The sequence below is a fragment of the Faecalicatena contorta genome (assembly GCF_021531995.1).
Taxonomy (GTDB): domain Bacteria; phylum Bacillota; class Clostridia; order Lachnospirales; family Lachnospiraceae; genus Dorea_A; species Dorea_A contorta_A.
This window is the reverse complement of record NZ_JAFBIZ010000023.1, coordinates 21,356-33,052: the sequence shown is the minus strand read 5'-3', so window position 1 is coordinate 33,052 and position 11,697 is coordinate 21,356. Positions and strand designations below refer to the sequence as shown.

Genomic DNA, 11,697 nt, shown 5'->3' with positions numbered 1-11,697 from the left:
ATATTGTATTATGAAATTAAAAGGAAAAACTCGAAAAATATTTCATGGTTATGAAAAAACGGAGGAAGTAAAATGCCGCTGATAACAAACATACAGAAGTTTTCGATTCACGATGGAGATGGAATCCGTACATCTGTGTTTTTTAAAGGATGTCCTTTGAAATGTGAATGGTGTCATAACCCGGAAACTCAGAGATTCAACAAGGAGATGCAGTGTGACGGAACCAAATGTGCAGGCTGCGGAACTTGTGCAAAGATTTGCCCGAATGGTGCGATTACCATGGAAAACGGGAAACCGGTATGGAGCAGTGAAAAATGTACTTTTTGCGGAAAGTGTGTAAACTTCTGCCCGGCAGGAATCCGGGAAATCATTGGAAATGAATATATGGTCAAAGAACTCGTCAAAGAACTCATGAAGGACCAGATGTTTTATGAAGAATCCGGCGGAGGAGTAACCCTTTCCGGCGGCGAAGTTATGGCGATGGATCTGGAATATATCCTGGCAATTGCAAAAGAGTTAAAACGGCAGGATGTCACACTTACGATTGATACCTGCGGATACGTTCCATATGAAAAGTTTCAGGCAATTCTTCCGTATGTCAATACATTCCTTTATGATGTAAAGGTGATGGATCCGGAGCTTCATAAGAAGTATATCGGGGTGGATAATCAGTTGATCCTTGATAATCTGGCACGCCTTGCGGCTGACGGGGCAAGGATCTATATAAGGATTCCGACGGTAAAGGAAGTCAATGGAAATGAAGAAAATATGAAAGAAACGATAAGGTTTCTGAAAGAACATGATATTCACCCGGCTCAGATTAATCTTCTTCCGTATCATGATACGGGGAGCGGAAAGTATCAGAAGCTGGGAATGAAATATAAAGGAACTGATTTACATGCACCGGAGAAAGCGGAGATGGAAGCATTTGTGTCACTCTTTGTGGAATCCGGATTCAAAAACACAAAAATAGGAGGGTAAAACAATGGCAGAGTTACGTGGTATGAATGAAAGAATTAAGAAACTTCGTGAAATCAGTGTGACCACACCGGTTCATATTGATCTTGAGAGAGCGAAGATCGAGACGGATTTCTACAAGGAGAATGACGGAAAATATTCCATTCCGGTTATGAGAGCAATGGTTCTGAAAGAGTATTTTTCCAAGAAGACATTGTATCTCGGAGACGGAGAGCTGATTGTTGGTGAAAAAGGAAAGGATCCACAGGCATCTCCTACATTTCCGGAGCTTTGCTGCCACAGTGTAGAAGACATGGTGGTTATGAGCGAGCGTGAACTCGTATCTTTCCACACGACAGAAGAAGACAGAAAGCTTCAGGCCGAGGAGATCATTCCATATTGGCAGGGAAGAACGATGAGAGAGAAGATCCTTTCCAGAATGACTCCGGAATGGCAGGAGTGTTACAGTGCAGGTATGTTTACCGAGTTTATGGAGCAGAGAGGCCCGGGACATACTTGTGGCGGTGAGCAGGTATTTAAGACAGGATATCTTGATTATAAAGAGAAGATTCAGAAGACGATGGATGCGCTGGATTATATTAATGATCCGGAAGCGGTGAATAAATGTGAAGAGCTGAAAGCTATGGCGATTTCCTGTGATGCAGTGTGCATCCTCGGAGAGCGTTACCATGCGCTTGCGCTTGAGATGGCAGAAAAGGAAACAGATGAAGTCAGAAAAGCAGAGCTTCTTCAGATTGCTGCGAACCTGGAAGTGGTTCCGGCACGTAAGCCACAGACCTTCTGGCAGGCAATTCAGTTATATTGGTTCACACACCTCGCAGTTACAACAGAGCTGAATCCATGGGATGCATTCAGCCCGGGAAGACTTGACCAGCATCTGAATCCATATTATGAGAAAGATGTTGAAGCAGGAATTCTGGATGACGAAAAAGCACTTGAGCTTCTGGAATGTCTGTGGGTAAAATTCTACAATCAGCCTGCACCGGTAAAAGTAGGTATTACATTAAAAGAAAGTGCTACTTATACAGATTTTGCTAATATCAATACCGGAGGTGTTACACCGGACGGACGTAATGGTGTTAACAATGTAAGTTATCTGATCCTTGACTGTATGGATGAGATGAAGCTGGTTCAGCCGAACTCTAACGTTACGATCAGTAAGAAGACACCAGCCAAATTCTTAAAGAGAGCCTGCGAGATCTCAAGAAAAGGATGGGGTCAGCCGGCATTCTATAATACGGAAGCTCAGATCATGGAGCTGATCAATGCAGGTAAGAGCCTGGATGATGCAAGACGCGGCGGCTCTTCCGGATGTGTAGAGACAGGAGCATGGGGAAGTGAAGCTTATATCCTGACTGGATATCTGAATATTCCGAAGGTATTCCAGCTGACATTGTTCAATGGATATGATGAGTATTCCGGAAAACAGATCGGACTTCCGCTTGGCTATGCGAAAGACTTTAAGACTTACGATGAACTTTGGGAAGCATTTAAGAAACAGCTTGAGCATATTGTAAACATTAAGATTCGTGGTAATAACGTGATCGAGCAGTTGTATGCACAGGAGATGCCGGCACCTTGTCTTTCTGTTGTAACGAATGACTGTATTTCCAATGCAAAGGACTACAATGCAGGTGGAGCAAGATACAATACATGTTATATTCAGGGCGTAGGTATTGGTACCGTTACGGACTGCCTGTCTGCTGTAAAATATAATGTATACGATAAGAAGAACTTCACGATGGAAGAGCTGATCGAAGCTATGGAGCATGACTTCGAAGGTTACGATGCTATTTTCAATATGGTTCATGATAAGACTCCGAAATATGGAAATGATGATGATTATGCAGATGAAATTATGCAGAATGTATTCGAATTATACAGAAGCATGATTACAGGTCGTCCGAATATGAAGGGTGGAAAATATGGTGTAGATATGCTTCCTACTACCTGTCATGTATACTTTGGAGATGTTATTATGGCAACTCCGAATGGAAGAAAAGCGCACAAACCAGTGTCTGAGGGTATTTCACCGGAAAAATCCGCAGATACCAACGGACCTACAGCCGTGATCAAATCCTGCTCAAAGATGGATCATCTGGCAACAGGCGGAACACTTCTGAATCAGAAGTTTACACCGAACGTTGTTGCCGGAGAGGAAGGGCTGGACAATATGGCAAGCCTGATCCGTTCTTACTTCGCTATGGATGGTCACCACATTCAGTTTAATGTCATTGACAGGCAGACACTGATCGAGGCTCAGAAGCATCCGGAAGATTACAAGGATCTGATCGTACGTGTAGCCGGATACAGTGATTTCTTCCGTAACCTGGATAAGCCGCTTCAGGATGAGATCATTAATCGTACCGAGCAGTCTTTTGAATAGAGATGAATGATAAAGAGTGATAATAAGAACCGCTGCGAGATGCAGCGGTTCTTATTTTATACCGGGGCAGGAGGAATGGGCTGTCGGATGATTCATAGATTTTCTTTGGCAGTTATTTTGTCTTTGCGTGAAATTATTTTCCGGTATAGGTCCGAAAGAATTTTTCAAAAAATCAGCAGAAGCTATTGTATTTGCTTTTACATCGGCCAGTAGCTCCACAACGCTGCCATATTCTATGAAATCAGCAGAAAAGCTGGGAGTGAATGAAGAGGTACGTTCTTTTGTGCTTCCGCTCGGGTCTACGATCAATATGGACGGAACTGCGATCTACCAGGGAATCTGTGCATTATTTATTGCAAACGTATACGGGATTCATTTAAGCCTGATTCAGCAGATTACGATCGTCCTGACCTGTACATTTGCATCCATCGGAGAGGCTTCTTAATTTCCGGCCATCCGTTTGTAAACAATATCACCGGGCGGAGAAGCAGACCTGGGAGATCTTCAAGAACAGAGACGTATGTACGATTTGCGGAATTTATAAATTGTTTCTAAATTCACGAAACAATTTATAAAAAAGACAGAAAAAATTTATGGATTTCATGCTGGAGTACTTGCAAAACAGGATGGACTTGTAGTATTATGAAATGAATAAGTTCTTTTTATTTAAAGAAAAATATAATGAAAGGAAGTGAAATTATGGAATTACAGATTCAAGACTTAGTTTCGTCAATCCGAAAAGAAGGAATTGACGTGGCTAACGCAGAAGCAGAGAAGATTATTTCAGAAGCCAAGAAAAAAGCTGAAAGAATTGTAGCAGATGCCAAGGCTGAAGCGAAGAATATCCAGGAAACTTCAGAAAAAGAAATCAGTATTCTGAAAGAGAGCGCAGCAATCAGTGCAGAACAGGCAAAAAGAGACGCTATGCTCGCATTTAAAACTGAGGTGAAAGCTGAGTTTGAGAAGCTTCTTTCTTCACAAGTGAAGGATACTCTTTCTGATACGGCATTGGGGAAATTAATTCAGGCAGTTGTGACTGGAGAAGATGTACAGAATTATTCAGTTGAAGTTTCAGAAGTGAGTGATACACTCAAAGCAGAGCTGGCAGAAGAGATTAAGAACGGTCTTGAGATCAGACCTACCAAAGGTGTTCAGGCAGGATTCCGCCTGGCTGCAAAGGATGGTTCCGGTTACTTTGACTGTTCTGACGAAGAGATCATGCAGATGCTGATGCCATATTTCAGAAATCTTGATTTCTAGCAGGAGGTGTCTATGGCTTCATATTATTATTTGATATCAAGCCTGCCGGATCTGAGAACAGACGGGGAGATGCCGATGACTTATCGTGAGTTTCTCGGTATGTGCCAGTCAAATGTAAGCGAATCAAAATATAAGTTCTTAGAAAATCTTACTCTTTCATCAGAAGAGGGACCGCTTATCAAAGAGTGGTCAGTGTATTATAAGAATCTTATGAGAGAACTCAATTATCAGAGGAGCATGAATCTGGGAAGACCCTATCTGACCTCATATGATAAGGATTCTGTGATTGCACAGGTGGCAGGAGCCGCGTTGTCTGCAAAGAATCCATTAGAGGCAGAGAAGATCTTGTTGGATTACGAATTTGAGATTCTTGATTCATTGGTAGGCCTGCATACTTTTGATGATGTTTATTTATTCGGGTATGCGATTAAACTAAAATTGCTTGAGCGCCAGAGCTGTTTCGTTCAGAAAAAAGGACAAGAGGAATTCAAACGTCTTTTTGATCAGGTACAGCAGCGCGTATATAGCTTATAACGGGAGAGAATTGATGGAAACAGTAACAGGATATGTAACTGGTATTAACGGAAACCTGGCAAATGTCAGCTTTGATGGTTCAGTTCATAAAAATGAAGTTGCTTACATCCTTGTTGATGGAAAACGTCTCAAAGGAGAGGTTATTCGAATCAACAATGGTGTTGCAAGCATGCAGATCTACGAGATGTCCAACGGTATTAAAGTTGGAGACGCTGTAGAGTTTACCGGCGAACTGATGAGTGTTGAGCTTGGCCCAGGCCTGTTAACCCAGGTTTTTGACGGTCTTCAGAATCCATTACCGGATCTGGCTGAACAGTGCGGCTTCTTCCTTGAGAGAGGTGTATATCTTGATCCTATTCCGGACAGAGAATGGGAATTTACACCATCTGTGAAGGTGGGAGATTCTGTGGAAGCAGGAGATTCTATCGGTAGTGTTCCTGAAGGATTATTTACACATGAAATTATGGTTCCTTTCACACTGAAAGGTCGTGACTGGACAGTTAAATCAATTAAAGAAAAAGGCTCTTATCATGTAAGAGCAACAATTTGCGTGATTGCAAATAGTAAAGGCGAGGAGAAAGAACTCAGCATGGTTATCACACAGCCGGTTAAACAGGCAGTAAAATGCTATGAGGAGAGACTTCGTCCGGACGAACCGCTGGTAACAAAGATTCGTTGTATTGATGCTTTTCTTCCTGTGGCAAAGGGTGGAACATTCTGTGTTCCGGGACCTTTCGGAGCAGGAAAAACAGTTCTTCAGCATATGGAGGCTAAGAATGGTGAAGCTGACATCGTTATCGTAGCAGCGTGTGGAGAGCGTGCAGGTGAGGTAGTAGAGATCTTAAAAGAGTTCCCTGAACTGGAAGATCCGAAGACAGGAAGATCTCTTATGGAAAGAACCATCATTATCTGTAACACTTCTTCCATGCCGGTAGCAGCCAGAGAGGCTTCCTGCTACACTGCTGTAACACTTGCCGAGTATTACAGACAGATGGGACTGGATGTCCTTCTTCTTGCAGACTCTACCAGCCGTTGGGCACAGGCAATGCGTGAGATGTCAGGACGTCTGGAAGAGATTCCTGGTGAAGAGGCGTTCCCTGCTTATCTTGAGTCGACGATTGCTTCGTTCTATGAGAGAGCCGGTAAAGTACGACTTAAGAACGGTAAGGTTGCATCTGTAACGATTGGTGGTACAGTATCCCCTGCAGGAGGTAACTTTGAGGAACCTGTAACGCAGGCGACATTGAAGGTAGTGGGAGCATTCCATGGACTTTCAAGAGAACGTTCTGATGCGCGTAAATACCCTGCAATCCATCCGATGGATTCATGGTCCAAATATTCAGGTGTTGTAGATATGGGACGTATCGAAGAAGCACGTGCGATTCTCAGAAGGGGAAATGAGATCAACCAGATGATGAAGGTAGTCGGTGAAGAAGGAACATCTGCGGAAGATTATACCATCTATCAGAAGGGTGAACTTCTCGACTCTGTATACCTTCAGCAAAACTCGTTTGATCCGATCGATGCGGCTTGTTCTCCTGAGAGACAGAGAGAAGAGTTCGATGTGCTGTATGATGCATTAATGAAGTCCTATGACCTGGAAGATAAGAAAGAAATACGAGGCTTCTTTAATCAGTTGAGACAGGAATTCCTTGACTGGCACGGTACCCAGTTCCAGACACCGGAGTACTATGAGCAGGGGAAGAAAATCTCAGAATTCTACATGTCGAAAGCAGTTGAGTAGGAGGTCCTAAAGTGCAGAAAGTATATACAAAAATTGAATCAATCGTCGGTAACGTAGTTACTGTCAGAGCTAAGGATGTCAGACTTGGTGACCTTGCTCTTGTAGGTGACAGTTATGCGACAGTTATTAAACTTGATAAAGATGTGGTATCTCTTCAGGTATTTGCAGGTGCACAGGGTATAGGAACCAATGATCCAATCCGTTTTCTTGGCAGACCGATGATGGTTTCCTTCTCAGAGCATTTGCTCGGACGGGTGTTTGACGGAGCCGGAGTTCCAAGAGATAACGGTCCGGCACTTACTGAAAATATGATTCCGATAGGCGGACCTTCGTTTAACCCTGCAAAACGTATATTGCCAAAGAACATGATCCGTACAGGTATTCCTATGATCGATGTGTTCAACACACTTGTAGAGAGCCAGAAACTTCCGATTTTCTCTATTTCAGGTGAGCCGTACAATGCTTTGCTTTCCCGTATCGCACTTCAGGCAGAAGTAGACGTTATTGTTCTTGGTGGTATGGGACTGAAATATGATGATTATCTTACATTCCGTGATACTCTGGAAAAGGGTGGCGCAATGAGCCATACGGTTATGTTTATCCATACTGCAGCTGATCCAACCGTAGAGTGTACACTTGTACCGGATATGGCTCTTGCTGTTGCAGAGCAGTTTGCTCTTGCGGGAAAGAAAGTACTTGTTCTCCTTACTGATATGACAAACTTTGCAGATGCACAGAAGGAAATGGCAATTACTATGGAACAGGTACCTTCTAACCGAGGTTATCCGGGAGATCTGTACAGCTGTCTTGCATCTCGTTATGAGAAGGCAGTTGATATCGAGGGCGCCGGATCCATTACAATCCTTGGTGTTACAACCATGCCTGGTGATGACGTAACACATCCGGTACCGGATAATACGGGTTATATTACGGAAGGTCAGTATTATTTAAAGAACGGACACATTGAGCCGTTTGGATCACTTTCACGTTTGAAACAGAACGTAAATGGTAAGACAAGAGATGACCATCGTGCTCTCATGGACGGTATGATTCGTCTTTATTCTCAGTACAAGGAAGCGCTTGAAAAGAAATCAATGGGATTCCTTATGACAGAATGGGATGAGAAACTTCTGAAGTACGGTGAACTTTTCGAAACAAAATTAATGGATCTTGGTGTTAATATTCCACTTGAAGATGCACTTGATCTTGGCTGGCAGATTCTTGCAGAATGCTTTGAACCAAATGAAACCGGTTTGAAGACGAATCTTCTGAAAGAAAGATGGCCGAATAAGGATGCATTAAACTAAAAGGAGTAGTTAATGGCTATCAAACTTACAAAAAATGAGCAGAAAGTGCAGAAGGATCGCCTGAAACAGTATCAGCGTTATCTTCCGACTCTGCAGCTTAAGAAACAGCAGCTGCAGTCAGTCATCATGAAGACAAAGACTGAACTGGAACAAAAGGAAGTCGAACGTGCTCAGATGATTGGAGATCTGGATGACTGGGTTGCTGTATTTGCGGAGAATGAAATCTTCGAGGAGAGCAAAAAGCTTGATCATCTGGTACAGCCGGATACCGTTATCTGTAAGAATGAGAACATCGCGGGTGTTACAGTTCCTACATTTCAGGAGTTGACATTCAAAGACATTAACTATGATGTTGACGACTATCCTTTGTGGGTTGATACTGCAATCATAAAACTCCGTGAGATTGCACGTCTGGATGCGCTGGTGTCAGTGCTTCGCAAACAGGAAGCACTTCTTGAGAAAGAATTACGTTCTACTTCTCAGAGAGTCAATCTGTTTGAGAAAGTGAAGATTCCGGAAGCAAAGGAAAATATCCGGGTAATCGGTGTATTCCTTGGAGATCAACAGACAGCGGCAGTTGTTCGCGGAAAAATATCAAAGAAAAAACTTGTGGAGGCGGCACAATGATAGAGAAAATGAAAATGGTCTACATCGTGTCATCTGTCTCCAAAAAAGACGAGATGCTCGATGGGCTTCGAAATCTCGGAGTTCTGCATCTGTCAGAGAAAAAGAGTCCGCAGCGTGCGGTGTCAGAAAGATTTACAAGTCTTTCAAAAACAGCTTCCGCATTGACGGACTATGCACCGGATAAGAAATCCAAAAAGAAAGAGGAGGTTCCGATTCTTTCGGACACTCAATTTGAGGAAATGTATCAGGGCGTTCTGGCAGCCATGGATAAAAAATCAGCGCTTGTTCAGGATATAAGTGCTGCCAATGCAGAAATCGAACGTATCAAAGCCTGGGGTAACTTTAATCCCAGTGATTTAAAACCATTAAAAGAAGCAGGGTATGATCTTCATTTTTACCGTCTGGGAAAAAATGAGTATGCGAAGGTGGTACAGGATCCGGATATCAGGGTCATTCGCCTCGTATCGATAGATAAGATGGATACCATTGCTGTGATTGGAACCTTGCCGGCAACCATTCCGGCAGCTGAGTTTACCATCCCGGAGAAGGGAATCAGTGAACTGGAAAAAGAAATTGAAAGCAAACAGCAGGAAGTTGCTGCGTGTGAAGAGATCTTTAAGAAGGCTGCTGTGTATGATTCTAGTTTTCAGGTTCAGATGCTCAAAGCTCAGAATGCGGAGAATTATTCTTCGGCAAGCGAGACTGCAGAAAATGATGATGATTTCGTCTGGATATCAGGGTATATTCCTGAGGCAGAGATGGATAGATTTAAAGATGCAGCCAGAGAAAATCAATGGGCATGGGCGCAGGAAGATGTAGATGAAGATGATCTTGAGATCCCGACAAAGGTAAAATATGGAAAAGTATCGGGGCTGATGAAGCCGGTGTTTGATATTCTGGGAATTCTTCCGGGATACAGAGAATCCGATATTTCGTTATGGTTCTTCCTGTTTTTTATCCTGTTCTTTGCAATGATTATAGGTGATGCCGGTTATGGCGCCCTGATCCTGATCGGAACCATTGCATATGCAGCGAAATCAAAGAAACGTAATAATGCAGTTTATTTGTTATTAGTACTTTCCATTGGAACAATTATATGGGGAGCGATTACCGGAACGTGGTTTGGTATGGAAAAAGCCATGGAAGTTCCGATCCTGAAGGCGATGGTAATTCCTGGTTTTGCAAACTATCCGGAGTACTTTGGCGTTACCGCTCTTGCACAGCAGAACACCATTATGAAGTTCTCGTTCTCCATCGGAGCAATTCAGATGGCACTCGGAAGTCTGATCTCCATCAAGAAGAAGCTTGGTGAGAAAGATTTAAGCTGGGTTGCAGATCTTGGATGGCTCGTGGCAGTTGTTGCAATGTATTTATTATCACTTTACCTGGTAATCGGAGAGAAAATTAATATTAAGCCGGTATTTGCACTGATTGGTATAGCGTTTGTAATGGTTGTACTCTTTGGAGGAATGGCACCGGATCGGACAATTGCACAGGGAATCAAAGCAGGATGTGCGGATGCGTTTACTGTATTCCTGAATACGATCAGCTGTTTCGGTAATGTAATGAGTTATATCCGTTTATTTGCGGTAGGTATGGCGGGTCTTGCCATCTCTCAGAGCTTTAACGGAATTGCAGCTGGCTTCCACGGACCGCTTGTGATCCTCGGTGTGGTGGTAATATTAATTGGACATGGGCTTAATATTGTTATGTGTTTCCTTTCTGTTGTAGTACATGGTGTCAGACTGAACGTCCTGGAATTCTCAGGTCAGGCTGGTGTAGAGTGGAAGGGCATCGCATACGAACCATTTAAAGTAAACGATAAGATAGAGAAATAGTTTTAAGAAAGATAAAGGAGAATAATTATGAATTTAGCATTTGTTGGAATGGCAGCTGCACTTGGTCTGTCCGCTTCAGGATCAGCATTTGGTGCAGGCTTTGCCGGAATGGCATCAGTTGGAGCATGGAAAAAGTGTTATGCAAGTGGAAAACCAGCATCATTCATCATGGTTGCATTTTCTGGTGCACCACTTACACAGACAATCTATGGATTCCTTCTCATGAACTTTATTAAATCTGCGGTAGCGGGCGGAGCAGATCCGGCACTTGCTTTCGGAGTTGGAATCTTCGGAGGCCTGGCAATCGGTCTTTCCGGATTATTCCAGGGGAAATGTGCTGCAGCAGCTGCAGACGCACTGGGAGCAACCGGAAAAGGTACAGCAAACTACTTTATCGTAGTAGGTATCGTAGAGACGGTAGCCCTCTTTACACTGGTATTCAGTTTATTGCTGTTAGGCTAGGGATGAATTAAAAACAAAATATGAATAAAAGAACAGAGGCGTCCATCGTTTTGATGGATGCCTTTTCTGATGGGGGCAAAAATCTTCCGGAGAGAATGAAGCATTAAAAGAAGCAAGTAAGACATTAAAGGATTATGCGGAATACACCTGGAGAGTGAGCCAATATGCGGAGATAATTCCATTGGAGGATGCGGTAGAACAGGCGATCGGCGAATGTATACAGGAGGGAATCCTGGCAGAATTTCTGTCAAAGAACAGAGCGGAGGCGAAGTCAGTGAGTATTTATGAGTACGATGAAGCAAGGCATATGAGACAGACAAGAGAAGAGGGAAGAGAAGAGGGAAGAGAAGAAGGAAGAGAAGAAGAACGATTACGTATTAATAGCCTGATTCAGGGACTGGTTTCTCAAAATCGTATTGATGATATTATAAAAGCAGCAGAAAATCAGGAATTTCAAAATAAGCTCTTGAGAGAATTTAAATTATAGTGCATAAGACAATCAATATCAAAGAGGTACATTGAATGAGATAATGGGTATTTCGAGATTTAAAAATGTAAAGC

General features: G+C 43.0%; 11 protein-coding genes. All 11 read left to right on the top strand.

Going from position 1 to position 11,697, the window contains the following annotated elements; genetic code table 11:
* Positions 1–72 precede the first annotated feature (72 nt).
* The 11 genes from JQM82_RS04940 to JQM82_RS04890 all read left to right on the top strand — a co-directional run bounded on the left by JQM82_RS04940 (position 73) and on the right by JQM82_RS04890 (position 11,623).
* Positions 73–981: a trans-4-hydroxy-L-proline dehydratase activase gene (locus JQM82_RS04940; RefSeq protein WP_235248933.1), complete on the top strand. Its 909-nt coding sequence runs from the start codon at positions 73–75 to the stop codon at positions 979–981.
* A 4-nt stretch (positions 982–985) separates the two neighbouring features.
* A complete protein-coding gene (gene hypD / locus JQM82_RS04935) occupies positions 986–3,364 on the top strand; it encodes a trans-4-hydroxy-L-proline dehydratase (RefSeq protein ID WP_235248931.1) in 2,379 nt (792 codons plus the stop codon).
* A 94-nt stretch (positions 3,365–3,458) separates the two neighbouring features.
* A complete protein-coding gene (locus JQM82_RS04930) occupies positions 3,459–3,809 on the top strand; it encodes a dicarboxylate/amino acid:cation symporter (RefSeq protein WP_331472776.1) in 351 nt (116 codons plus the stop codon).
* Between the two features lie 254 nt (positions 3,810–4,063).
* On the top strand, positions 4,064–4,624 hold the full coding sequence (locus JQM82_RS04925; RefSeq protein ID WP_235248930.1) for a hypothetical protein: 561 nt from the start codon (positions 4,064–4,066) through the stop codon (positions 4,622–4,624).
* A gap of 12 nt (positions 4,625–4,636) precedes the next feature.
* Positions 4,637–5,158 (top strand): DUF2764 family protein, encoded by a 522-nt coding sequence (locus JQM82_RS04920; protein ID WP_235248929.1) that lies wholly within the window; start codon positions 4,637–4,639, stop codon positions 5,156–5,158.
* A 13-nt stretch (positions 5,159–5,171) separates the two neighbouring features.
* Positions 5,172–6,902 (top strand): V-type ATP synthase subunit A, encoded by a 1,731-nt coding sequence (locus JQM82_RS04915; RefSeq protein ID WP_235248928.1) that lies wholly within the window; start codon positions 5,172–5,174, stop codon positions 6,900–6,902.
* 11 nt (positions 6,903–6,913) lie between these two features.
* Positions 6,914–8,209, top strand: a complete 1,296-nt coding sequence (locus tag JQM82_RS04910) for a V-type ATP synthase subunit B (RefSeq protein ID WP_235248927.1) — start codon at positions 6,914–6,916, stop codon at positions 8,207–8,209.
* A gap of 12 nt (positions 8,210–8,221) precedes the next feature.
* Positions 8,222–8,836 carry a V-type ATP synthase subunit D gene (locus JQM82_RS04905; RefSeq protein WP_235248926.1) on the top strand — a complete coding sequence of 205 codons (615 nt, stop codon included), beginning with the start codon at positions 8,222–8,224 and terminating at the stop codon, positions 8,834–8,836.
* Complete coding sequence (locus JQM82_RS04900) at positions 8,833–10,674, top strand: V-type ATP synthase subunit I (RefSeq protein WP_235248925.1); 1,842 nt, start codon at positions 8,833–8,835, stop codon at positions 10,672–10,674. The genes JQM82_RS04905 and JQM82_RS04900 overlap by 4 nt, the downstream gene beginning before the upstream one ends.
* 27 nt (positions 10,675–10,701) lie before the next feature.
* Positions 10,702–11,136 carry a V-type ATP synthase subunit K gene (locus JQM82_RS04895; protein ID WP_235248924.1) on the top strand — a complete coding sequence of 145 codons (435 nt, stop codon included), beginning with the start codon at positions 10,702–10,704 and terminating at the stop codon, positions 11,134–11,136.
* 181 nt (positions 11,137–11,317) lie between these two features.
* A complete protein-coding gene (locus JQM82_RS04890; RefSeq protein ID WP_235248923.1) occupies positions 11,318–11,623 on the top strand; it encodes a hypothetical protein in 306 nt (101 codons plus the stop codon).
* The last annotated feature ends 74 nt before the right edge of the window (positions 11,624–11,697 follow it).

What these genes read in the sequence shown, in the direction of transcription:
- JQM82_RS04920 (WP_235248929.1), top strand. Translation starts at nt 4,637, where the DNA reads ATGGCTTCATATTATTATTTGATATCAAGCCTGCCGGATCTGAGAACA.
- JQM82_RS04905 (WP_235248926.1), top strand. Translation starts at nt 8,222, where the DNA reads ATGGCTATCAAACTTACAAAAAATGAGCAGAAAGTGCAGAAGGATCGC.
- JQM82_RS04915 (WP_235248928.1), top strand. Translation starts at nt 5,172, where the DNA reads ATGGAAACAGTAACAGGATATGTAACTGGTATTAACGGAAACCTGGCA.
- JQM82_RS04895 (WP_235248924.1), top strand. Translation starts at nt 10,702, where the DNA reads ATGAATTTAGCATTTGTTGGAATGGCAGCTGCACTTGGTCTGTCCGCT.
- JQM82_RS04900 (WP_235248925.1), top strand. Translation starts at nt 8,833, where the DNA reads ATGATAGAGAAAATGAAAATGGTCTACATCGTGTCATCTGTCTCCAAA.
- JQM82_RS04925 (WP_235248930.1), top strand. Translation starts at nt 4,064, where the DNA reads ATGGAATTACAGATTCAAGACTTAGTTTCGTCAATCCGAAAAGAAGGA.
- JQM82_RS04940 (WP_235248933.1), top strand. Translation starts at nt 73, where the DNA reads ATGCCGCTGATAACAAACATACAGAAGTTTTCGATTCACGATGGAGAT.
- hypD (WP_235248931.1), top strand. Translation starts at nt 986, where the DNA reads ATGGCAGAGTTACGTGGTATGAATGAAAGAATTAAGAAACTTCGTGAA.